The 22,071-nt window shown below is 54.5% G+C and carries 20 protein-coding genes; 8 read left to right on the plus strand and 12 right to left on the minus strand.

Annotated features, from left to right (window positions below):
• Nucleotides 1-271: 271 nt before the first annotated feature.
• The 3 genes from Q0683_RS07625 to Q0683_RS07635 all read right to left on the minus strand — a co-directional run bounded on the left by Q0683_RS07625 (nucleotide 272) and on the right by Q0683_RS07635 (nucleotide 1,952).
• On the minus strand, nucleotides 272-469 hold the full coding sequence (locus Q0683_RS07625) for a DUF167 domain-containing protein (protein WP_298977124.1): 198 nt from the start codon (nucleotides 467-469) through the stop codon (nucleotides 272-274).
• A 222-nt stretch (nucleotides 470-691) separates the two neighbouring features.
• On the minus strand, nucleotides 692-1,414 hold the full coding sequence (locus tag Q0683_RS07630; RefSeq protein WP_298977105.1) for a DUF4388 domain-containing protein: 723 nt from the start codon (nucleotides 1,412-1,414) through the stop codon (nucleotides 692-694).
• Between the two features lie 115 nt (nucleotides 1,415-1,529).
• On the minus strand, nucleotides 1,530-1,952 hold the full coding sequence (locus Q0683_RS07635; RefSeq protein WP_298977107.1) for a cupin domain-containing protein: 423 nt from the start codon (nucleotides 1,950-1,952) through the stop codon (nucleotides 1,530-1,532).
• Between the two features lie 182 nt (nucleotides 1,953-2,134).
• Here Q0683_RS07635 and dapB point away from each other — a divergent pair, with 182 nt between their 5' ends.
• Nucleotides 2,135-2,950 (plus strand): 4-hydroxy-tetrahydrodipicolinate reductase, encoded by an 816-nt coding sequence (gene dapB, locus Q0683_RS07640; RefSeq protein ID WP_298977109.1) that lies wholly within the window; start codon nucleotides 2,135-2,137, stop codon nucleotides 2,948-2,950.
• Here the strand turns inward: dapB and Q0683_RS07645 are convergent, their stop codons facing one another.
• Nucleotides 2,951-3,814 (minus strand): Tab2/Atab2 family RNA-binding protein, encoded by an 864-nt coding sequence (locus Q0683_RS07645; RefSeq protein WP_298616218.1) that lies wholly within the window; start codon nucleotides 3,812-3,814, stop codon nucleotides 2,951-2,953.
• Nucleotides 3,815-4,087: 273 nt separating this feature from the next.
• Here Q0683_RS07645 and Q0683_RS07650 point away from each other — a divergent pair, with 273 nt between their 5' ends.
• Nucleotides 4,088-5,533, plus strand: coding sequence for an ammonium transporter (locus Q0683_RS07650; RefSeq protein WP_298616216.1), 1,446 nt, complete (start codon nucleotides 4,088-4,090; stop codon nucleotides 5,531-5,533).
• 155 nt (nucleotides 5,534-5,688) lie between these two features.
• Nucleotides 5,689-6,315 (plus strand): tRNA (guanosine(46)-N7)-methyltransferase TrmB, encoded by a 627-nt coding sequence (gene trmB, locus Q0683_RS07655; protein WP_366142738.1) that lies wholly within the window; start codon nucleotides 5,689-5,691, stop codon nucleotides 6,313-6,315.
• Here the strand turns inward: trmB and Q0683_RS07660 are convergent.
• Together Q0683_RS07660 and Q0683_RS07665 are read right to left on the minus strand one after the other, a co-directional pair.
• Entirely contained in the window at nucleotides 6,312-7,022 is a 711-nt protein-coding gene (locus tag Q0683_RS07660; protein ID WP_298616212.1) for a triacylglycerol lipase, read from the minus strand. The two genes, trmB and Q0683_RS07660, sit on opposite strands and share 4 nt — an antisense overlap.
• Complete coding sequence (locus Q0683_RS07665) at nucleotides 7,022-7,903, minus strand: MBL fold metallo-hydrolase (RefSeq protein WP_366142518.1); 882 nt, start codon at nucleotides 7,901-7,903, stop codon at nucleotides 7,022-7,024. Before Q0683_RS07665 ends, Q0683_RS07660 begins: the two co-directional genes overlap by 1 nt.
• 418 nt (nucleotides 7,904-8,321) lie before the next feature.
• Between Q0683_RS07665 and Q0683_RS07670 the strand changes: the two genes are divergently transcribed.
• Nucleotides 8,322-8,453, plus strand: coding sequence for a hypothetical protein (locus tag Q0683_RS07670; RefSeq protein ID WP_298616208.1), 132 nt, complete (start codon nucleotides 8,322-8,324; stop codon nucleotides 8,451-8,453).
• Between the two features lie 662 nt (nucleotides 8,454-9,115).
• Here the strand turns inward: Q0683_RS07670 and sbcD are convergent.
• Nucleotides 9,116-10,405, minus strand: a complete 1,290-nt coding sequence (gene sbcD / locus Q0683_RS07675) for an exonuclease subunit SbcD (protein WP_298977112.1) — start codon at nucleotides 10,403-10,405, stop codon at nucleotides 9,116-9,118.
• A 5-nt stretch (nucleotides 10,406-10,410) separates the two neighbouring features.
• Nucleotides 10,411-12,045 (minus strand): alpha-D-glucose phosphate-specific phosphoglucomutase, encoded by a 1,635-nt coding sequence (locus tag Q0683_RS07680; RefSeq protein ID WP_298977114.1) that lies wholly within the window; start codon nucleotides 12,043-12,045, stop codon nucleotides 10,411-10,413.
• Nucleotides 12,046-12,902: 857 nt separating this feature from the next.
• On the opposite strand from Q0683_RS07680, the gene Q0683_RS07685 reads away from it, so the two are divergent.
• Nucleotides 12,903-13,742, plus strand: a complete 840-nt coding sequence (locus tag Q0683_RS07685) for a M48 family metallopeptidase (RefSeq protein ID WP_298612094.1) — start codon at nucleotides 12,903-12,905, stop codon at nucleotides 13,740-13,742.
• A gap of 6 nt (nucleotides 13,743-13,748) precedes the next feature.
• Here the strand turns inward: Q0683_RS07685 and shc are convergent, their stop codons facing one another.
• Nucleotides 13,749-15,677 carry a squalene--hopene cyclase gene (gene shc / locus Q0683_RS07690; RefSeq protein WP_298612091.1) on the minus strand — a complete coding sequence of 643 codons (1,929 nt, stop codon included), beginning with the start codon at nucleotides 15,675-15,677 and terminating at the stop codon, nucleotides 13,749-13,751.
• Nucleotides 15,678-15,764: 87 nt separating this feature from the next.
• Between shc and Q0683_RS07695 the strand changes: the two genes are divergently transcribed.
• From Q0683_RS07695 to cobT, 3 genes are all read left to right on the plus strand, one after another.
• The gene (locus Q0683_RS07695) at nucleotides 15,765-16,502 is read left to right on the plus strand and encodes a phycocyanobilin:ferredoxin oxidoreductase (protein WP_298612089.1); all 738 of its coding nucleotides are present in this window, start codon (nucleotides 15,765-15,767) and stop codon (nucleotides 16,500-16,502) included.
• A 97-nt stretch (nucleotides 16,503-16,599) separates the two neighbouring features.
• Nucleotides 16,600-17,370, plus strand: coding sequence for a peptidoglycan editing factor PgeF (gene pgeF, locus Q0683_RS07700; protein ID WP_298612086.1), 771 nt, complete (start codon nucleotides 16,600-16,602; stop codon nucleotides 17,368-17,370).
• A complete protein-coding gene (gene cobT / locus Q0683_RS07705) occupies nucleotides 17,367-18,473 on the plus strand; it encodes a nicotinate mononucleotide-dependent phosphoribosyltransferase CobT (RefSeq protein ID WP_366142737.1) in 1,107 nt (368 codons plus the stop codon). The genes pgeF and cobT overlap by 4 nt, the downstream gene beginning before the upstream one ends.
• On the opposite strand, the gene Q0683_RS07710 is transcribed toward cobT, so the two are convergent.
• The 3 genes from Q0683_RS07710 to Q0683_RS07720 all read right to left on the minus strand — a co-directional run.
• Entirely contained in the window at nucleotides 18,440-19,372 is a 933-nt protein-coding gene (locus Q0683_RS07710) for a metal-binding protein (protein WP_298617310.1), read from the minus strand. The two genes, cobT and Q0683_RS07710, sit on opposite strands and share 34 nt — an antisense overlap.
• A 43-nt stretch (nucleotides 19,373-19,415) precedes the next feature.
• On the minus strand, nucleotides 19,416-21,206 hold the full coding sequence (locus Q0683_RS07715) for a serine/threonine-protein kinase (protein WP_298977120.1): 1,791 nt from the start codon (nucleotides 21,204-21,206) through the stop codon (nucleotides 19,416-19,418).
• A gap of 93 nt (nucleotides 21,207-21,299) precedes the next feature.
• Nucleotides 21,300-22,071, minus strand: a 772-nt coding sequence (locus tag Q0683_RS07720; protein WP_298977122.1) for a tetratricopeptide repeat protein, incomplete at its 5' end; no start/stop codon positions are given.

The following is a 22,071-nucleotide window of genomic DNA, read 5'->3' on the forward strand; positions in this document are numbered from 1 at the left end:
CTTGCGTGTGGAGCGGACGCAGGTGAATGTGGCACTGTCCCCAGCAGGTTTGCGCCTCTAAATCCAGCGTCAGGTCAAGAAAGATATGTTCCACCTGTCCAGGGCGATCGGGACTGTAGTGAGGACGGGCACCGCTGAGGATAAAGGATTTTGCCGAGGGAATATCAAAGGACATAGGCGCATCGCACAGCACTTCTTCCTATTCTAGAGTTCCCTCGGCCTTGACGGCAGGAAAGGTCTTGGAGAGGTCGCTCTTACTCTAGGAGTTCAATTACTTTATGGCGACTAGTGTGCCCCTTGACCAACTGAATGCGGGATGAAAATAGTCCGCTAAAACAGCAATGAGTTCCTGATTTGCCTTACCCTCCTGTGCAGGGGCACGCACTGCCACCACAAGCTGCCCTTTCGGATCTACAGAAACAGAAGCATTCCGAGCATTCGGTTTGACGAGAATCTGCCGCCTGACCATCAGTCTTTGTAAAATCCCCTGCTTTGTAGCCAAGAGGCAGCGGATTGCTCTAACTGGCTTTAAGGTTCCCTCGACCTTTAGGAGAGGAAGCTTTAAGAAAATTAAGGAGCCGATGCAGGAATTGTTCACTCAGGGGTCTAGGAGGTGCAATGACAGTAGGCGTCGGTTCAATGGCAGTGTCATCCTCCCTAGAGATTTGGAGCACTTCCTCCACAAGGCCTGCTACCATGAGACAAAAACGTTCCCTCGACGTTTAGGAGAGGTGACCTTCTGCACCTCTAACAGTGACAGGCAAAGACACTCAGCAATCTCCTGCAAGGTTAAGTTGCTGTTGACGTATTCCCACACTTGCCACTCTTGAGGATCGAGGCGGTAGGGGGGACTCCCCTCAATAGTGCTCACCAGGGTTGAAGTTGGGAGGGGCAGTTTATCTAAAAGGGCTGTCCAATCCTTCAGCAGCCGCAAGCCGCTCAAGCTAATAGCCCTGGGTGAGGCTCTGAGGCCGGTCATTTCAATCCAAGGGAGTGATGAACTCGAGGAAAACTCAAACCACCCCTCCTTGAGGGCAAAGAGGCGCGGAATCGGCGTCAGTACCTGCTGCTTAAAAAGCAGTTGCAAATCTTCTGAGGTCAGAATCCCCTGTTCTTTCAGGTAGAGACCCAGTGGAGTGGTGAGAGGACGTACCTGCAAGAGTCGTTCCAAGGTACTTGCCCGCAACCAGCCTCCTTTCTCAAGCAGGTGCTGTAGGCCTTTGCCGTCAGGAGAGGGAGTAGCGGCAACAATTTTGCCTTGGCTGAAAAAGAGACGCACCTCCGTTGCCGGTTTTACTGATTTTGCTAAGGGGCGGAGGGGAGACTGTGTTTCTATGGTGCGGAGTAAAAGACAGCCGGATTTGTTCCCCTCTTCTAGATAGCGTAGCAGTTCGCCGAGGGAGAATTCGGACAAAGTTCCCTCGACGTTTAGGAGAGGTAACCTGCAATTAGCATATTTTGCTTCCCAAGCAAATTTACATTGATTGAATCAAATAGGAGAGCCGATTGCCGTTGAACGCTGCAAGGGATTAACACCAGCCCTCAATAGTGACATCCACTCGATCGCTCTCGTGGGAGAGGGGGGCAATGTTCAAGTAGTACAGCGGCTGATCGGCAGAGAGGTTTCGCAGCCAGTGCAGGCATTGGGCATCCACATGGACAAAAGAACCCGTTTCCACCGGTGTGCGGGTTAAGGCACTGGCTGCCACCGAGGTGGCCGGAGGGGTCATCGGGCAAGTAATCAATTCACCAACCCCCGAAACAATCAGGAAAATATCATCACCGCGGTGGTGGTAGTGGGGATAATTGGCTTGCCCCGGTTCAATACGATAAAGACTGGAGGCCAGCTCAGGATTATGGTGATCTAGAGGATAGACTGCGTAGCCAGAACGTTTGGGCGTCCATGCTTGGCAATTGGCAATTAGCTCAGGAAAGTTAAAGTGGCCGATCATAACCTAAATCTTTGGAATCGTAATCTGTCTATAGAGTACTACACATTAATTAACAATTAATTAATATTCTCCTAAGGTTGGCTCAATTTTTCTAGGTCTTTTATTTGGCCTCCCATCTTAAAGGAAGGCTGCTGTCTCCTATTCGGCGGTATCCTAGCCATTAACCTGCATTGGAGTAATCAATGAATAGACCGATTCTGGTGATAGTGGCCGGCGCGTTGGGCAAGATGGGGCGTGAAGTGGTTAAGGCGGTTTCCCAAGCCAGTGATATGAGCCTCTATGCCGCGGTGGATCGCAAGCAGGTGGGGGAAGATATTGGTGCAGCACTGGGGTTAGGAACCCTTGCGATTCCGATTAGCGGCAGCTTGCAAGAGGTGTGTGTAGCAGCGGCCCAAGAAAAACAACCGGTGGTGATGGTGGATTTTACCCATCCCCAAGCAGTGTATGAGAATGTGCGCACGGCGATCGCCTATGGGGTGTATCCCGTGGTGGGGACAACGGGCTTGAGTCCGGAGCAAATTGAAGAGCTGGCGGAGTTTGTGGACAAAGCCGATATGGGAGCTGTGATTGCGCCAAACTTTTCCATTGGCATGGTGTTGCTCCAGGAGGCGGCCATTCGGGCGAGCCAGTACTTTGACCATGTGGAGATCATTGAGCTGCACCACAACCAAAAGGCGGATGCGCCCAGCGGTACGGCTATCCAAACCGCCCAACGCTTAGCCGAATTGGGCAAAACCTTTAACCCGCCCCAAGTGGAGGAGTCCGAACATCTCAGCGGGGCGCGGGGGGCGTGTGCTGACGCTGCAATTCGCATCCACAGTGTCCGCCTCCCTGGACTGATTGCCCATCAGGAGGTGATTTTTGGGGCACCGGGGCAAATTTATACCCTCCGCCATGACACCAGCGATCGCCAGTGCTATATGCCGGGGGTACTGCTGGCCATTCGCAAAGTCACGCAACTCAAACGCTTGATCTATGGCCTTGAGAAGCTGCTCTAGTCAAACTTCAGGCGCCTGCTGCAACAACCAAAAGCCTTGCAGCGCCTCCTGTTCGGGTCTCTCTTTCACGGCGATAAAGTGCAGTCCTTGGCTTTGGGTGCAGGCGTCCCTAAAGGCAGCAAGTTCCTTGTGAATCTGGGGATTGCGACCACTAATGAGCACCCAGCGATCGCTGGCTCCCGTTTCCAACACCAACGAGGGCTGGGGTTTCTCCTCAAAACTGAGAGAGGCTGGCTCTAAGCCAGAAAGCCAACCCGCCAAGGGCAGTGCCCGCTGTGAATAGATGATTAATCCGGGTAGCAGGGTATCGTCGCTGAGGGTCAAAAAGGGCAGTGGGGGTACCTCGCCAAAGGGCAGTTCCCATTCAGCAGCAGTTTTCATCTCCCCAAGGACAAGGCCGCTAAATTGCCAGCGATCGCCCCGCAGGGCGGAGGGTAAAGGTTGCGGTGCAGGGGGAATTAACTGGGGAGGCGTTGCCAGATCCGCTTGGTAGTTGGCCAAAGTTGGATAGAAGTTCAAGGCGCGATCGCGCAACCAATTGTAAAGGGCAAATGTGCGCCGACTCGGCACCATGACTAAGCCTGCCGCTTCTCCCCCCCGCGTGATAATGCTGGCCATGGCGCGGCGGAAAAAACGTACCCGCTCCGGCTGAACCCCCTCTGCCAGTCCCAGTTGCTGTCGCCATTGAGCCATGGCCTCTTGGAGGGCAGCCGTTAACCAGCGCGCATTGGCTTCAGCTCCGGCACAAGTTTTGCTGAACCGAAAGTGTTGCCGGCGATCGCAAATCAGCAATTCCCAGATTTTTTTGTTGTTTTCATCTACCAGAGGACGGGAATAAAAATCCAACTCCCAGATCGTATCCATTCACACCTATTGGGAACGTTTTAACAACGTTAGCCGCAGCCTTGATGCCACTTGCCTTTCTTAGGATAGGCGGTTTTGGCCGTCAAGGTAAATGTATAGAGCGATACAGATTTTCCAATCTGAGAACTGGTGCAATCAAAGGTTAATTGCGGGTCAAGGCTTCACTTAACTCAAGCCAAACAACAGCCAGATGACTTTCTGGCACGATAGTGCCGCAACTGCGATTTCTCCTCCGCTGAACTCATGCGCAACTCTACTCTATAACCGTTGGGAATGAAACCGATGTCCAAGTTAAAACTGAAACGTGCTAGACGGCAAAAGCGTCCATTATTGACCCTCGACTGGCGACCCAAGTTCTACTGGCGATCGCCCGCCCTTGTGGCCTGTATTCCTCTCGCTCTTATTATTGTTGCAGTCTGGGGAGTTGCTGCTCAAGCACAGGATAAGCCCCTCACCCCTGAAGACGTTCAAGGGGTACTCAATACTATCTGGGTATTGATTGCAGCGATTCTGGTGATCTTCATGAACGCGGGTTTCGGCATGCTGGAAACCGGCCTCTGCCGCCAAAAAAATGCGGTCAATATCCTTGCTAAAAACCTGATTGTTTTTGCCTTGGCCACCCTTGCCTACTGGGCGATCGGGTTCTCCTTGATGTTTGGGACTGAGGGCAATGCCTTTCTCGGCTGGGGCGGCTTTTTCCTCAGCAGTGAAAACCCCGAAACCTACGGTTTAGAACCCTTTCCCAAGGGGTTACCCATCCCCGTCGCCTTTCTCTTTCAAGCAGCCTTTGCCGGAACTGCAGCTACCATTGTTTCCGGTGCTGTCGCCGAGCGGATTAAGTTTGTGGACTTTTTAATTTTCAGCCTCCTGCTGACTGGTATCTCCTACCCAATTACGGGGCACTGGGTCTGGGGAGGTGGCCTCCTTAGCAATATCGGCTTTCTCGGTGAAAACGTTGCTTTCAAGGACTTTGCCGGTTCGACGGTAGTACATGCCGTAGGCGGTTGGGCGGCTCTCATGGGGGCTGCGTTCCTAGGCCCCCGAATTGGCAAATATGCGGCTGACGGGACTCCCCAAGCCTTACCGGGGCACAACATGGGCTTTGCCATGCTTGGCTGTTTAATTCTTTGGATCGGTTGGTTTGGTTTCAACCCCGGTTCCGAATTGGCTGCGAATGAAACTGTGCCTTACATTGCGGTAACAACTAACTTAGCGGCGGCAGCAGCTGGTCTGGCAGCAACAATGACAGCTTGGCTAGCCATTGGTAAGCCTGATCTCTCCATGATTATCAACGGCATTCTGGCGGGTCTAGTGTCCATTACAGCGTCTTGTGCCAGTGTGTCTTACTGGAGTGCTGTCATCATCGGTGCTATTGGCGGTGTCGTTGTGGTCTATGCCGTCCTCTTCTTTGACCGCATTAAAATTGATGACCCTGTGGGGGCCACCTCGGTTCACCTAGTGTGCGGCACTTGGGGCACCTTAGCCGTTGGCTTGTTTGACAAAGACTTAGGCCTCCTGACCGGCCATGGGGTGACTCAGTTGATTGCCCAAATTATCGGCATCCTGAGTATTGGTGGCTTTACCGTGTTGACGACGAGTATTTTCTGGTTAGCCCTGAAGCAAACCCTTGGTATTCGTGTTTCCCAAGACGAGGAACTCAGAGGCTTGGATATTGGCGAGCATGGTATGGAAGCCTACAGCGGTTTCTTGAAAGAGTAACTCGCCCGTCCCCCAGTTTGGAGCCGTACCACGATTGCCCTAGGTGGTTTTTGCTGTCCTCAGCTTGTGAGGGCAGTTTTTTTTCTAACTTGGCAGTGATCTACGCTACGCTATAGCGGCAGTAGGTGAGGAAGTTTTGGATGAGCGATCGCGCCATGGCAGGACGGGTGCGACAACATGTTAACCCTCTAAGTCAAAAATTCCAGCAAGATATTGCGGTTCCCGACTGGTCAACGATTTACGCACAACCCTCGCAGCCCCTGCACCTTGACATTGGCTGTGCCAAGGGGACGTTTTTACTGGAAATGGCAGCGCTGTACCCAGAGCAAAATTTTCTAGGTTTGGAAATTCGCCACCCCCTGGTGGTATTGGCCAATGAGCGGCGCGATCGCCAGCAACTTCGCAACCTCCACTACCTTTGGGGCAATGCCAACGTGCACTTGGGCAAAATCCTCACTGGGCTTCCCCTGCACACCGTCACGATTCAATTTCCAGATCCTTGGTTCAAGCGCCGCCACCATAAACGCCGCGTCGTCACCCCAGAACTGGTGGCGCTCCTTGCCGCCCTTCTGCCCGCCGGTGGGCGGGTTGTCCTCCAATCGGATGTCCTTGAGGTGGCAGAATCTATGGTGCAGCAGTTTCGTGCCCATCCCGCCTTTCGCTCAACCTGTACCGATTGGTTGCCCCAGAGTCCTTGGCCCGTGGCGACGGAACGGGAAAAATGCGTCCTCCGCAAAGGACTGCCTGTTTACCGCTGGCAATTTGAGCGGTGTGCCCTCTAACTAGCTTTCAAATACTGCTGCCACATAGCCACAATGGGCGGGGAACCATACCAAGGGGCATGGGGGCGATCGCGGAAGCGGCTGCGCGGCGCATGGAGCACATCTTCATAAACGAGATTCTCTGCCCCCTCCAGGTGGGCTGCGACCACCGGTGTCACTCCATCACCCCAGCAGGCACCCTCGCCACAGGTGAGTTTATAGCTTTGATAGGTAAACCAATTGGCAAATGACCCGCGCGGTGTACCATAGATTGCCTTGCCCGCCAGACACACATAACGAACTTGCGCATAATAAGCACCGGGGTACGTGGTGTTAACAAAGTCCAGATTGCGGCGTGTCCAACGCTCCTGACTTCGATGGGGAGTACCTAAGGTGATCAGGGTATGCACCCATTTGTGACCCGCCCAAACTTGGCCATCATAGGGCTGATCTCCTAGGTAAATGCGACTAATCCAGCCCCCTGCCGAATGGCCAATGAGATGTACGGCGGAGGCTCCTGTTTCATTTAGGATGTTTTGAATGGTGGTATCCAAAGCCCGTAAGATTGGCGCCACCGATCGCCCCCCCAGCGTGGGAAACCACGAGCGTACCCTGAGGGGCACCACCTCCGCCACAAACCCTAACTGCCGCAGATAATCCCGCAGTGGGTAGTAGTCAGGAGCCGCCGCCAAATATCCCGGTAAAAGAACAACAGGCAACACAGGCATTAACTTGCTTGGGGCGTCGTTGGGAAGTGTATCACATTTGGATAGACGGCAATAATCAGACCCTCACGCGCCAGCAGTGTGTGCGGAAATTGTGCCCGTGCCAACTCGCCAATGCGATCGAGAAAGTCATCGTCGTGGCTGGGGTCGTGGTGAAACAAAATTAGTTGTTTAACTTGGGCTGCTTGGGCAAGCTTAACCGCCTCTTGCCATGTGGAATGTCCCCACCCCACCTTACTCTGCTGCGGGTGGTGGTATTCTTCATCGGTATAGGTGGCATCGTAAATCATTACATCGGCGCGGTCAGCCAAGGCAAAGGCCCCCGGATGTAATTGATCGGGCAAATGTTCTGTGTCTGTAATATAGGCTACATGAATGCCCTGCCAACTGACGCGATAGCCTACCCCCCCGCCTGGATGATTCAGAGCTTCATTCCTCACCACCACACCGCCGCCTAGGTGCACTTGCTCACCAACCTCTAAGTCATAAAAGCGCAAATCCCCCCCCATAATCTGCAACGGAACAGGAAAGTTGGGGTGGAGCATTTGATCATGTAGTCGGCGTTCAATGCCCTGCCCATTTTTGCCCGGCACGGCGTAGATATGGAACTGATTCCCCGGTACAAAGGCGGGCTGAAAGAAGGGAAAGCCCTGAATGTGATCCCAATGGGTATGGGTAAAGAATAAATGTGCCGCCACGGGGTGTTGACCCATTAAGTGCTCCCCCAAAACCCGCAGACCCGTACCCCCATCAAAAATTAGCCGTTGACCATTGGCCTGAATTTCCACGCAGGGGGTATTGCCGCCATAGCGGACAGTGTGGGAGCCTGGACAGGGAATACTGCCGCGTACGCCCCAAAACCGAATGGTAAGTGGGTTAAACATGAGCATATCGCAAACCTTGATTGTAGTCTGCCACGGAAAGCACTCTTGAGTTGTGATAGGGATCATCCTTCCCCTGTGACTTTGGCTGTTGATAGGGTGGAGTGAGTCATCGTTAAGTTTGGTCAAAAATTTTGTCTGGAATTTGCCCAGTGAGTGCATACCTGCAAAGAGGGCATTGGCTCAAGGAGCTAGACCCCGACCTGGTAGCTGGGGTTGGGCAGAGGGCAATGGGGCGCCGGCTACAACTATTTTTAGGGCAGCTGCTCCATTCTCCCCAACACTCCGCTTGCCTGAGATTGACGTTGCAGCTCCTTTGATTGCAGCAAAAGATTCCGAGAGGCGGGAAGCCATCCGTACTGTCCTGGGGATTTTTCGCGATTCCTCTTATTTGGAGGAGGGGATTCTTGCCGGTTAGTGTGTGCACCTTGCGGGCGGGCGGCACTCAGAGATCATTGCCCGCTTGGAGCGCCATTTGGCTTTAGCAGTGGTGCAGTCCCACCAGATTGCCCTCGCCTGCGCCCTGGGCAGTATTGACCCTAGCCATCCCTAAGCCATTGACACCTTTGAGTTAATTATTGAGCAGTGAGCCTACGATCTAGACGCGCGAATGATGGCTGTGCGCGGGCTACACCGAATTGCCCCTGAGCCTCCCCTTGTGTTGAAGACCTGCGATCGCTGGTGGAGAAGGCACAGGAAACTGAGGATATTCTCAGCTTCTGCTATGGCTTGGCTGCCCTTGATGAATTGCCCCAACCCCTGAATCCCGATCTGACCATCACAGTGTCCCATGGGTTTGCCGGAAAATTGCCAGCTTTAAGACCCAAGAAGAGGCTGACTTGATGACCCCCTATACCGTGCTGTGGTACTGGAGCCGCTACCTTCCCTCCCTAGGATTTGAAAATTTCTATCAATAGCCTACTCTCCTAGTGGGGGTTAAGTGACATCGTTCTTGCAAAAGCAGCGCCAGAAAAAATGGGGTCGTCGTAATGACCGACCCCGCCTGCCGATTCCTCAGAGAGGAGAACACTAAAATTCAGCCTAAGACAAATGAGAAAAAATGTCAACAAGTTCAAGAAACAAGTTTGTAGCAGCGCACCCTCTTGCCCTTTCTTCCGCAGATTCTAAGCAGAGCCTTCCCGTTTTCTTGGTGCACCATCCAGAATTCGAGTTCCCGTGATGTTGCACACCCGTACCACCCCAGAAAATCTCAAGTTAGGAGAGCAATTCCAGTTGCTGAATCACAGGTTCGGGCGATCGCGGTATCTCTGGAGGATCTTGACTCTCTTGCTCAAGATTGCCATCAAGGGTTTGGAGGGCGACTAGCAGATCCTGCCGCAGAGGTTCAAGGTCAGGGTGATGATCCAGATACAGTTGCAAGGCATGGCTGGGGTCAAGGCACTGTTCTAGGGCAACGTCCGGCAGCCGAGGAATGGGCTGACTATTGACGAGTTGGGGCAGAAGGCTGACGCTGTGGGCGCTTTCAAGAGCTTTTTGCAGTTCATGGAGGTGGATCAGGGGAATTTGATCGGGGCGCAGTTGATACATGAGCCGCACCACCGCCCCGGTGATGTCCTCGCCGGCGATCGCCCCCAGGAGTGCGGCTTGGGGATCGGTTTCCACGGCGGTGAGATCTACACGAATCGTGCGAAAGGGGCGGGTGGGGAGGGGACAAAACTGAAATTGGGTTTTGCCCTTGGTTAAGTGAACCAAGACGTAGCCCTTTTCTTCTCCCTCTTCGCCAAAATCCACCCGCTCGATGCTGCCGGGATAGACTACCGGCGGATCTTGGCACAGGACTTGATGGCGATGGACATGACCAAGGGCAACATAGTCAAAGCAGGGGCGCGCCAAAAGACTCAGGGGAATCGTAAAGCCTTTGCCAGCACTTAAATAGCGTTCAGAGCCGTACTGAGCCGTGTCCACCATGGCATGGGCAAGTAAGACAGTGGGCAAGGCAGGATCGAGTTGGCGAATTTCCCCCTCAAGGGCGAGGCGCAGCCGCTCAAGGAGCAGTTGATGCACTTCAGCAAGGGAAAGGCCACTGGTTTCCGGCCGGGTGAGGAGGGTGGAGCGGGTTAACCAAGGGAGAGTTACGACTTGCACCCTGCCTTGGCGAGTTTCAAGGCGATGGGTGGTCAAGCGATCGCCCACAATAAAGCCGGGCACCCCAAGGGTGCGATAGAGACTGAGGCTTGCGCCCCCCTGTCCCTGGGCGTGTTGATCGTGGTTGCCCACCAGCAGCACAGTGGGAATGTGGGCATCTGCTAAGCGGCGAAATTGCTTGGCAAAGGCTTCGTGGACTAGGGGAGGGGGTGTTGCGTCGGGAAAGGCATCGCCGCCAAAGAGGACTAGATCCACCGGTTCACTGAGGGCGCGATCAATGCAGGTAGCCAAGGCGGCAATAAAATCCTCAAGGCGCGTGTTCAAGCCCGTAGCGGGGTTAATGTGACCATGACTGAGGCCACTGCCTAGGTGAATATCGGACAGGTGGAGAATTTTCATGGCACTCAGGTGATGACGGTGGGGCGATCGCGACCTGTTAGCCCTTGGATATTCGCCACTTCCTTGGCCAGTTGAATCAAGTCAGCCAGAGCCACTTGGGCATCGAGGTGTTGCTGGGCAGGATTGGGTTCAAAGCGCTCCAAATAGACGCGCAGCGTTGCCCCTTGAGTTCCCGTTCCCGATAGGCGATAGACAATGCGACTGCCATCTTCAAAAATGAGCCGAATCCCTTGATTTTGACTGACGCTGTGATCCACTGGATCGGTGTAGCTGAAGTTATCGGCAGTGGCAACGCGATACCTGCCGAAGGTCTGACCCACTAGGCTGGGGAGTTTTCGCTCCAGTTGGCTCATCAGGGTGTGGGCGCGATCGCTCTCAATACCCTCGTAGTCATGGCGGGAGTAGTAGTTGCGGCCATAGGTTTGCCAGTGGGCTTTGACAATCTCGGCCACAGAGGTTTGGCGCACTGCCAAGATGTTCAACCAAAAGAGCACTGCCCAGAGGCCATCTTTCTCGCGTACATGGTTAGAGCCGGTGCCGAAACTTTCCTCCCCACAGAGGGTGACTTTACCGGCATCTAGCAAATTGCCAAAGAACTTCCAGCCGGTGGGAGTTTCGTAGCAGTCAATTCCCAGTCGGGCAGCCACGCGATCAGAGGCTTGACTGGTGGGCATGGAACGGGCAATGCCGGCTAATCCCTCTTTGTAGCCGGGCACAAGTTGGGCATTCGCGGCCAGAATGGCCAGGCTGTCACTGGGGGTAACAAAACAGTTTGCCCCCAAGATCATGTTGCGATCGCCATCGCCATCGGAGGCGGCCCCAAAATCGGGAGGGTGCTCACCAAAGAGTTGCTGTACTAGGTTACGGGCATAGACCAAGTTAGGATCCGGGTGCCCACCGCCAAAGTCCGGCAGCGGCACACCATTTTGAACCGTGCCTTGGGGCGCTCCTAAGCGTTTCTCAAGAATCCGGTGGGCATAGGGTCCCGTAACGGCGTGCATGGCATCAAAAACCAGGCGCAGCTTCCCGGTATGAATTGTCTCGGCAATGTGATCAAAGTCAAACAGGCTCTCCAGCAGCGCTTGATAATCGGCCACCGGATCAATGACTTCAACAATCATTTCACCCAAGGGAAACTCCCCAAGGGTGTGCAGATTGACATCGGGTGCCTTGTAAATCTTGTAATGGGTAAGGGCAAGACTGCGTTCATAGATGGCATTGGTGACCTTCTCCGGTGCTGGGCCACCGTTGGCAATGTTGAACTTGATACCAAAATCTCCTTGGGGACCGGCTGGATTATGACTGGCTGAGAGAATAATGCCGCCGATGGCACCATACTTGCGGATGACACAGGAAGCCGCGGGCGTTGAAAGAATCCCATTTTGCCCCACCTTGACCCGTGCAAAGCCGTGGGCAGCTGCCATCTTAAGAATGACTTGAATCGCCTCCGCATTGAAGTAGCGGCCATCACCTCCCAGAACAAGGGTTTGCCCCTGCGGTGCCTCAATGGTGTCAAAAATTGCTTGAATAAAGTTTTCAAGATAGTGGGGCTGCCGGAAAACCGATACCGCCTTACGCAACCCAGAGGTGCCGGGTTTTTGATCCTGAAAGGGAGTGGTGGCAATAACTTGGATACCCATTAGGAGACTCCACAAGGGGACTGTCGCTATAAGGGCAGCTTAGTCGGCTCGAGAATTGTGGTCAAGACCTTAGCATTCGGGTATATCCCTTGGCTCCAAAATTGAACACGCAATCAATGGGGGAAAACAAGGCGCTCATACTGGTTAAGCCGGCGCCCTAGGTGTACGTCAGCAGATTTTGAAGGACAGTTGCGAGTTCAGGACAAGTTGACGCTCATCCCGCTAACGCCAAAGCGTATAGCGGGAGATTCCCCGTTCACAGAGTCTTAGCTAGACGCCCCAAAGGACACCCCCGCCAGAACCTCTCCAGGGGCATTTTCAGCACTGTCCGCCCGACAGCGCTTCTCAAAGAGCATTATAACCTTTAGTCGCTTCTAATGTCACTTAGCCGCCGCTTCACCACTCCCCAAGCCTGCGGCTATGGGCGGAGCACTGCGACGGATTTTGGTAGTTCTTCCCTTCTTTCTACCCCTTCAAACCGTCGTTCAGGACTTCTTGCTTTGGCGGCTTTAGCGACGACATATATTCTTCCTTGATTCCTTGTGGTAGAGTTGACCGTGTTATAAATCTCAAGGTCTGGCGCCAACCTAAAGACTAAGCGATTAGCTGGCTCAGTGCGCAACAATAGCATATGAGGCATATGAGACTGTTGTGGTGTACGCAGACTTGCAGATAGCGAGCACTATTAAAAGCAGTACCCAAGGACATTGGGGAACCGCCTCGAACGAGAGAACGACTAAGGAAACGGCCGCCTCTATGGTGGAGGGGCAATCTGAGACTGTAGGTGGCGTCACTGAACCAGTAATAAGAATCCGCCAGCTTTAGCCTGTGGGAGTACATCAAGCAAAGTGTTAGCCGTGAAAAAACAACGTTGGTTTCTCCTATTAGTCAGCTTGGTCTGTGGGGTGGCGATCGCCCTTCATCCCGTTGCCGCACAGGCACAAAACCTCTGGCAGCGGTTGCTGTTGCAGGGAATTCAGGTCATCCAACTCTCGAATATCTCACCCCGTCAAGAGGTAGCTTTGGGGCAACAAATTCATGAGCAGATGCTACGTCAAGGGATGCGCCTTGTGCAGAATCCTGCGGCTCAAAACTATGTGAGTAGCATCGGCGCCCGCTTGGTGAGTGTGGGCGAACGCCGGGGACTTCCCTACCAATTCCACATCATCCAAGACCGCCAAGTGAATGCCTATGCGACGATGGGGGGCTTTGTCTATGTCACCACAGGACTGATGCAGCGGGCAGAAAATGAGGCAGAACTGGCCAGTGTCATTGCCCACGAGATCGGCCATATTGACCAGCGCCATGTAATTCGCCAACTACAACAGATGGCGATCGCCCAGGGTGTAATGACGGCTGTGGGCTTGGATCGCGATCGCGGACTCCAAATGGCCATGGAACTAGCCTTTCGACGCCCCCGCAGTCGAGAGCAGGAGCTAGAGGCCGATCGCTATGGGCTGGGGCTGCTGGCCCGCAGTAACTATGATCCACGGGCCATGGTGACGTTTCTCCAGAAACTGCAACGGGAGGGAGGGGCACCGCCGACGATATTGAGTACCCATCCTGCGCCCCGCGATCGCCAGCTAATTGCCGAAAATTTAATCCGCTCTGGTTTCAGCAATGACTGTGTTGTCAGCCCCCAGCCCCTGTGTGGCACAGATACTTTAGCCTATCAGCAACAACTGCGCTCGTTCTAATCTTGCTTAACAGGCCAACAGGTTACGCCAGCGGGCATAGCGTCCCAAGGCGGTAAGGGGAAAGTGCTGCTGGTAATAGTGGTATTTCAAGTAAAAGTGGCAGGGAAAGCCCGTGCCGGTGAAGTAATCCTCGTGCCATGTACCATCCGGGCGCTGCGTTTGCAGCAGGTAAGCTACACCTTTTTCAATCGCCTCTGTGGCGTAGTCCCCCGTGGCATCGCCGGCGGCCAAAAGGCCAATGAGCGCCCACGCCGTTTGGGATGCAGTGCTCTCTCCCTTGCCCTTGAGGGAAGGATCACTGTAGCTCCAGCAGGTTTCACCCCAGCCACCATCGGCATTTTGACACTGCACCAGCCACTCAGCGGCACGGCGAATGCGCCAGTGATCGTAGCGAGGAGCCACAAGGGAAAGGGCAGTTAGGACACCACTGGTGCCATAAAGATAGTTCACCCCCCAGCGGCCAAACCAACAGCCCTCCGGTTCCTGCTCATTGCGCAAGTAAGCAAGGGCACGCTCAAGAGCACCACTCTCGAAGTTCAACTGACAGCGCCCCACCATCTCCAGCACCCGCGCGGTGACATCGGCAGTATTCGGGTCAATCATTGCCTTGAGATCGCCATAGGGAATGGCATTGAGCCAATCTTGGTCATTGTCCACATCAAAGGCTGCCCACCCCCCCGGCCGACACTGCATTGAGGCAATCCAAGCAACTGCCCGCTCAATGGCTCGCCGCTTTAGGTTTTCGTTGGGCAGTCTCACCGCGTGAAGTGCCATCACCACCACTGCTGTATCATCCACATCGGGGTAGAAGCGATTCTCAAATTCAAAGGCCCATCCCCCCGGCTGACCTTTTTTGTTTTTTACGTGCCAGTCCCCATAGTCAAGGATTTGCTTGGAGAGCAGCCATTCGCCGGCTTTGACCAGGGCGGGATGATCGGGAGCAACACCTGAATCCACCATGGCCCGCATCACCAAAGCCGTATCCCAAACGGGGGAAACGCAGGGCTGCACGCGATACTCAGTCTCTGTTTCAATGGCAAAGCGATCCACCGCTGCCATGCCCCGCTGTACAATGGGGTCATCAACAGCATAGCCAAGGGCACGCAGCGCCAAAAGGGAGTTGAGCATGGCGGGAATAATGCCGCCCCAGTCGCCACTGGCTTCTTGATGCTCTAGCACCCATTCTTCGGCCGCCTTTAGCCCCTGTTCTCTGAAGGGATGAATGTTCAAGGCTTCAAGGAGTTTGAAGGCGCTATCGAGACCGACAAAGACATCACTCCAATCTCCCTGACGCGGCAGTTCCCAGACCACGTTTGCCCGTCCTTCGGTATAGAGTTCATCGAGGGTAATAGGGGGGTTCATCCCATAAACGGGCTTGCGATCCATGACAATTAACAGCGGCACGGTGCTACTGCGCGCCCAACTGGACATTTCATAAATGGTGAAGGGACTGCCCTCGGGCAGGAGCATGATCCAAGGGGGTAGGGAGGGAATCCCCCGCCAGTCGTAGCAGCCAATCAGCGCAAGGTGTAGCTTCGTAAAGATACGGGTTTTGCTAATGCCGCCGCGGGCGAGGATAAATTGCCGTGCTTTGACCAAGGCCGGATCCTCTTCGGGAACCCCCAAAAGCCGCAGACCCATGTAGGCCTCAACACTGGTGCTGAGATCGCCGCCATCGCCGTAAAACAGCTCCCAACCGCCGTGATCCCGCTGCTGGTTGCGCAAATACTGTTCGGCTTTGGCCAAGGGCAACCGCTGCTCTGTTCCCCAGATTTTATGGAGCAGGATCACCTCTGCGGTCATGGTGACGTTGGACTCCAATTCTGCCCACCAGTAGCCCTCGGTATATTGCTGGGAGAATAAAAACTTTTGACTTGCGTGAATTGCCTGTTGCAGTTGTTTTGGGTCAATGACAGCGGCAAATTGAGTTTGCATGATTCCTCGGCTGTTGGACTCTTGGTTAGTTTAGCGGGGGCGATCGCCCCCTCGCAAGCGCCCTAGAGTTGGGGTAGGATCGAGGGTATGTCTTTGCGTCAACACCAGCATCCTTTGATTCAACGGCTTGCCGATCGCATTGAGCAGATTTGGCGGACTGCTTTGCCCCTAGCCCCCTACGCCCTGCCTGAGGATCTCGGTTATGTGGAGGGCAAACTAGAGGGGGAGCGGCTAACAATTGAGAACCACTGCTACCAGGCGCCGCCCTTTCGGAAACTTCACTTAGAACTAGCACGGGTGGGGGAGAGCCTCGATATTTTGCACTGCGTCATGTTTCCAGAACCCCACTACGATCTGCCAATGTTTGGTTGTGATCTTGTGGGTGGCCGCGGACAAATTAGTGCCGCGATTGTTGACCTCTCCCCTGTGACGGGGCAGTTGCCCGCTGCCTATACATCCGCCTTAAGTGCTTTGCCGAAGCTCACCTTTAGTCAACCGCGTGAGTTGCCCCCCTGGGGACATATTTTCTCGCCTTTTTGTCTTTTCATTCGGCCACAGGGGGACAGGGAGGAACAGCAATTTCTAGATCGTATTGGCGAGTACCTCACACTCCACTGCCAACTCAGCCGGCAAGCTGTGCCCACAGATCACCCGGAAGCAGTGATTGCGGGGCAACGCCAGTACTGTCACCAGCAGCAGCAGAACGATAAAACCCGTCGTGTTCTTGAAAAGGCATTTGGCAGGGCTTGGGCAGAACGCTACATGACAACAGTACTCTTTGATGTGCCCACTCTTTCAGGCTCTCGTTCCCCTGAAGTGGATTAGCCTAGGAGGGAGCCAAACTTTTTCCATATTCTCTTCTATATTGTCAATGTATTGTCATTGTGGCTTTGGTCGTCAATGGGATGGCTGATTAGCGGCGATGTGGCACTGGCAAACCACTGACCTTGGGCGTTTTCTCACCTGTGATCTGCTGCAGGGGTTTGCCCACGGTTTCTTTAGTCGGGATTGGCAAGGCCAGGATTTGACTACTCTAACTGCGGCTTTAGGAGTGAGGGCAACTCCTTTACGCACTCAACAGGTGCATAGCGATCGCGTTGCCTTGGGAACAGAAGTTCTCACCAGTGAGGAACGCTTGGCAGCCGATGCCCTTGTGGCCACAGAGCCTAATCAAGCCCTCTGGGTTTGTAGTGCCGACTGTGTACCCTTGCTGATTGCCGATGTCGCCAGTGGACGGGTGGCGGCGATTCATGCGGGGTGGCGGGGGACAGCAACCCAAATCTCTCGAGCCACGCTCCGGCAGATGCAAGCATTGGGCAGTGATCTGGCTAATTTACGGATTGCCATGGGGCCTGCCATCCGCGGTGAAGTCTATCAAGTGGGGCTGAATGTTGCCCGTGCCTTGGGCCAGACTATTCTTGAGGGGGTAACGGAAACTATTGAGCGCGATGATCTCTATCAACGTTTCGCCGCTTTAGACCCAGAGGCAGTCTTTCTTGATCCTGAGGCGGGGCGACTGCGGCTGGATGTGGCACGGGTGAATCGTTTGCAACTGTTGCAATTGGGATTAAGGGAGGAGCAGATTGCCCTGTGTCCCCACTGTACGTTTCGCGAGGCTGAATCCTTTTTTTCCTATCGCCGTGAACGTCTAAAGCAGGTGCAGTGGTCAGGAATTGTCAGTCGGTTAGTATGATTGGCATTGCAACACAAGAGGCTGTGGTGAGATCGTGGGGCGATCGCCACTGCCAGTCCCCCGCCCTTCCTGCCCTAGTCTGTGTTCTTGGCTTTACGGAAACAGCATTAATTCCGGGAATCTCGGCGGCGGGTCAAACCCCCAGCGATCGCCGGCGCACCGCCCTAGCGGACGGCGAGTTCCTGCTGCGAGGTATTCAACCCCACTACCACTATCCTCTACCACCCCTGACGGCGGGAGCCTCCCCTGCCCTCATTAGTCGTGCCCTCATTGAGGCTTTGGCGTTGCCCCTCTACGTCTTTGATGCCGGTTTACCCCTACCGCCTCTGCCGGAGATGATTCACTTGGGGGGCACACCGGCGCGCTGTCTCACCACGGGTCAAGCCATGACAGCCCAAACCGTAGTGCACCTCTGGGAACAGGGATGGTTTTGGGGGGCCAAGCTCAGTAGTGAATATCCGTGGCTCATCGTTGCTGAATGCGTAGTGGGCGGTACAACCACTGCCCTTGCCCTGTGCGAAAGTTTGGGGATTGCTGCTCGCGACTGTGTGGGCAGTAGCCATCGCCAGAGCAACCACGAACAAAAGTGGCAACTGGTGCAACAGGGGCTGGCCCATCTCCCTGCTGAGGCCGATCCTTTCACCTGTGTCGCGGCGATTGGCGATCCAATGCAGGTGGTGGTTGCCGCTATGCTGCTGCGAGCCAGTCAAACCTGTGGTGTGTTGCTAGCGGGGGGGTCACAAATGATGGCGGTCTATGCCTTAGCGCGAGCGATCGCCCAAGAGCGTCAGCTTCCTTGGCATCCCGCCCAAATTGTGGTGGGCACCACCCGCTGGCTGATTCAGGATCGAACGGCTCAAATTCAGCGGTTGGCAGAGCGTGCCCGGTGTCCGCTCCTTTACACTCAACTGGATTTCAGTCTATCCCGTCATCCTGCCCTGCGTGCCTATGAGCAGGGGTTTGTCAAGGAAGGTGTTGGTGCCGGGGGCTGTGCGATTGCTGCCCATCTGCTGGCGGGCTGGAGCAATTCAGAAATGGTGAATATTATTGACAGGTTGGGCGATCGCTATCACGCCTCCGGCGGTTCACTCATCGCTAACTGACAGGCCGCAAGACTGGCACTGCTGTACATCTGCTCTAGGGTGGCCATGAACTGTGCCACTTCACTGGGCACCTCATGGGGAAAGGGGGGTAACACTGACAGCACAGCATAGGGTTGACCACTGGGAACCAGCACCACTAACTCTGGGGGTAGGGGCTGGCGATATTGGCAAAAAGAAGCATCGGTTTTGGGCGGCTCATAAAGGGGTGGGGGGGCGGGCACAGGAGAGGGAGTTGTTGCCCGATAGTGGCGTAGGCGCTGGAGAATCTCCTCTTTGGTTTTGCCCCGCAACTGAAAGAGTAAAAAGGGGTCTTCGTTGAAGTACTGCCCCAGTAAATAATAGACGGCGCCAATATGCTTGCAGGGATTCACCGGATCAGGGCAATTGCAGCGGCTGTGGATGTCAAATTTGGTAAAGGGAAATAAACTCAGTCCGGCTTGGGTAAAGACTTCTTCAATACTGGGGGGCAGCTCCCCCGCTAGGAGTTTGGCGGCATAGAAAGCTTTTTGTGCCATGCCATCAATGACATATTGCCACTGCTCTTCACTAAAGGCATCCAAATGCAGTTTGACGTGATAGGGTTCAGGAGCTGTGCCCTGCACCTGGGCATGGACTTGGTTGCCCTTGAATTCCAATGTGAGAACCCGTCCTTCGCGCACATAATTGCGTGCCCGCTCTAGCCGTCGGCGCCAACCAAAGGACTCTAGGACACCAATCCAACGTTCACTCCACCAATGTTGACGCCCTTGGGCACTGTCACCATCGCTCACCTCAACGACGGGTTCAGAGGCCACCGTTGTTGTCGTTGCATCATGGGTGGTGGAAGGGAACTGCTGCTTTTGCTTTTGTTTGAGACTGGCAGCTTTGCGGGTAATTTTGAGAATCTGGGGCTGTTTCATGGGTCATATCCCACGGCGATTCCTTCTATCATAGGCTGCTGGTCTAGAGGATGAGATCAATCTCCCACGTGGTCACATCCCATGTTTGTAAGACATACTCGTTTCGGTGCTGACGAATCAACCAGAGGTGGCGATCGCCCGTAAAGCCGAGGCCATAAATCTCCTGTTCACTTTCAGCCGTGCCGACAATTTCACCGCTGTGGGTGACTAAATGCAAACGATGACGACCCGCCACCACGTAACCCCAGGGTGTGGCACAGAGAAATTGAGGACGAAATCGCAGGCCCAAGCGTTGAACCCGCCAAGGCCGCAAATGTAAGAGCACCAACAGGGGCTGTTGCGGATGGTCCTCAAACGCTGCGAGTTGCCATGGCTGGTGATGGGCAGGGGTGAACAATGTCAGGGGAACAGGTAATTGGGTGTGTAGTCGCCAGTGTCCGCGGCGGTCGAACAGTTGAAAATGGGTTGTGGAATGTTCCGTTTCAGGATGCTGGGATCGACTGATCACCAAGCCATAGCGACGATTGACCAGGAGCGTCTCCACAAAAGTCTGTCCATGCCATTGACAACGGAGAGTCCGCTGCCCTTGACCATTCATGAGTTGGATATAAAGCTGTAGTTCCGCTGCTGCACTCTCAATCTGGGTTTCTGCACACCAGTAACCGGTGGCATCAATGGTGAATCGGTTCAAGGTAGAGTGAAGACGACAGTCTATGGGAATAAGCTGGTCATGAATGCAGAACAGTTGGGGGGGCAGCCCATTGAGTTGCAGCCAAGCACTCACTTCACCGCCATAGAGTTGACGCGGCAACGGTGGTAGCGGCCATTGCCCCACCTCTTCTGGCCCAGTCTCCCTAGCTTGCCAAGCCCAGAGGCGATCGCCCACCACGCCATAGAACCCTGTGGCCGTACCGGCAACTTGTTGGGGCGGTCTTGCTAAAGAGTAGCCCTGGGGTTCCCCCAGCCAAACCGCCGCCGGCGCCTTGGAAAACAACAGCGGCTGCTCATGACGCTCTGCTTCGATCACCTCTAGGGCTAATTGCACCGCCATCGTCATTTCCGCTGCACTTTTATACCGTCGCTGCGGTAATTTATCCAAGGCTTTGGTGAGGATGCTCCGCACTAGAAAGGGCAGTCCTGCCGGCAGCGCGTAGGGGCGGCTGAGGTGGGCAGCCATGAGTTCAGCAGGGGTGCCGTGGAAGGGGCGATCGCCAACAATCATCTCGTACAACAAGATTCCCACCGCATAAAGATCCGAAGCGGGCATTGTTTGACCATAGAAACGCTCCGGTGCCATATAGGCAGGGGATCCCGTTTGACCACTGCCTTTGACCTCCTCAATCAGCCGCGCAACGCCAAAATCAGACACCTTTGCCCGCCAACCCGTAGCAGTCACCTCCAGCAGGATATTTTCCGGTTTGAGATCGCAGTGGAGAATGCCGCGATGATGGGCATAGGCCAGGGCCGAAAGAACATCCAATGTGAGGCGCAAGGCGGTGGTCAGGGGTAAAGCCTGTTCCTGTTCTAGGAGCGATCGCAATGTCCCCCCTGCACAATAGTCCATCACCAAACTACGGCTAACTTGGGAGCTATGGCGCAAGCGAATGTAGTCAATCGCCCGACAGCCCACCACATGGGGATGTTGGAGCGTCAGCAGAAAATTCAATTCCCGCAGAAAGCCGCGGGTCAGCAATTGCCGCTCGTTGAGCACCTTGATCGCCACAAGATCACCCGACTCTCGATTGACAGCCAGATACACTTGTCCGTACTGACCTTGACCGGCTAGATCTACCAGCCGGTAACGGGAGATTTGGGCAGCCTGAGCCGTGGCCAACAACCAGCCTCAACCATTAAGAACAACAGTTCTCAGAATAATGCGGGATTTTGCCCCTATCCATGCAGGGTCAGCAGCAAAATGAAGCGTTCTTCAGGAGAAGAGGAGTTCTAGGGGTACCTCGTGATTTTCCGGTTCAATGCTGCCCACATCATGGATGCGCTTGGCCAGATCCCGTGCCCGCTGATAACTGCTAATGTCCCCTTGCTCAAAAAACAGCTTCGCCGCTGTGCGCAGATCTTCCACTGCTCCCTTGCGATCGCCAAGGGTCGAGCGGGCGACACCGCGATTGTGGTAGGCTTTGGCATAGTTCTCATTAATGCGAATGGCCTCGGAGTAGTCGAGAACTGCCGCTTCGGCATCCCCGAGACGCTGGTGGGTCAGTCCCCGATTGTAGTAGGCCTTGGCATGACTGGGGTTCACTTGAATGACTTGGGTATTTTTCTCAATCTGCCGCAGATAATCCAGCACTTCTTCAATTTGTTTTTGCTCTGTGTTGAGAATGCGGGTGTAGTCGTGGAGATGCTGTGTCCCTTGGCTGAGCTGCATCACCTGTTTCTGCACATCCTCAAGGCGATCGCGCATCTGGGCAAGGGTCAGGGTAAGGTTGCCCAACTCTGACTGCTGCTGGCCTTGGGAAGCAACCAGTTCAGCAATTTTCGCTTCCTGTTGCTGCACAACGACTTGGAACCGATCATCTAGTTTTTTACGATTGACTAGGTTCAAACCCACCGCCAACGAAAGGGGCAAAGGGGCGATCGCTGTCAAAATTGTCTGTTGAGTCGCAGCAGCTGCCACAGACAATACAACGGTCAACCCAGTTGCCCCCCATTCTAGGGGGTGTAGACCCCTGAAAGATGGCCTG

The organism is uncultured Thermosynechococcus sp. (assembly GCF_938074695.1).
Taxonomy (GTDB): domain Bacteria; phylum Cyanobacteriota; class Cyanobacteriia; order Thermosynechococcales; family Thermosynechococcaceae; genus Thermosynechococcus.

Excerpts from the sequence above, each read along its gene's own strand:
- pgeF (WP_298612086.1), top strand. The coding sequence starts at position 16,600 with ATGTGGCACTGGCAAACCACTGACCTTGGGCGTTTTCTCACCTGTGAT.
- Q0683_RS07710 (WP_298617310.1), bottom strand. The coding sequence starts at position 19,372 with ATGAAACAGCCCCAGATTCTCAAAATTACCCGCAAAGCTGCCAGTCTC.
- dapB (WP_298977109.1), top strand. The coding sequence starts at position 2,135 with ATGAATAGACCGATTCTGGTGATAGTGGCCGGCGCGTTGGGCAAGATG.
- shc (WP_298612091.1), bottom strand. The coding sequence starts at position 15,677 with ATGCAAACTCAATTTGCCGCTGTCATTGACCCAAAACAACTGCAACAG.
- Q0683_RS07665 (WP_366142518.1), bottom strand. The coding sequence starts at position 7,903 with ATGTTTAACCCACTTACCATTCGGTTTTGGGGCGTACGCGGCAGTATT.
- Q0683_RS07650 (WP_298616216.1), top strand. The coding sequence starts at position 4,088 with ATGAAACCGATGTCCAAGTTAAAACTGAAACGTGCTAGACGGCAAAAG.
- Q0683_RS07680 (WP_298977114.1), bottom strand. The coding sequence starts at position 12,045 with ATGGGTATCCAAGTTATTGCCACCACTCCCTTTCAGGATCAAAAACCC.
- Q0683_RS07625 (WP_298977124.1), bottom strand. The coding sequence starts at position 469 with ATGGTCAGGCGGCAGATTCTCGTCAAACCGAATGCTCGGAATGCTTCT.
- trmB (WP_366142738.1), top strand. The coding sequence starts at position 5,689 with ATGGCAGGACGGGTGCGACAACATGTTAACCCTCTAAGTCAAAAATTC.
- Q0683_RS07635 (WP_298977107.1), bottom strand. The coding sequence starts at position 1,952 with ATGATCGGCCACTTTAACTTTCCTGAGCTAATTGCCAATTGCCAAGCA.
- sbcD (WP_298977112.1), bottom strand. The coding sequence starts at position 10,405 with ATGAAAATTCTCCACCTGTCCGATATTCACCTAGGCAGTGGCCTCAGT.
- Q0683_RS07695 (WP_298612089.1), top strand. The coding sequence starts at position 15,765 with ATGTCTTTGCGTCAACACCAGCATCCTTTGATTCAACGGCTTGCCGAT.
- Q0683_RS07660 (WP_298616212.1), bottom strand. The coding sequence starts at position 7,022 with ATGCCTGTGTTGCCTGTTGTTCTTTTACCGGGATATTTGGCGGCGGCT.
- Q0683_RS07645 (WP_298616218.1), bottom strand. The coding sequence starts at position 3,814 with ATGGATACGATCTGGGAGTTGGATTTTTATTCCCGTCCTCTGGTAGAT.
- cobT (WP_366142737.1), top strand. The coding sequence starts at position 17,367 with ATGATTGGCATTGCAACACAAGAGGCTGTGGTGAGATCGTGGGGCGAT.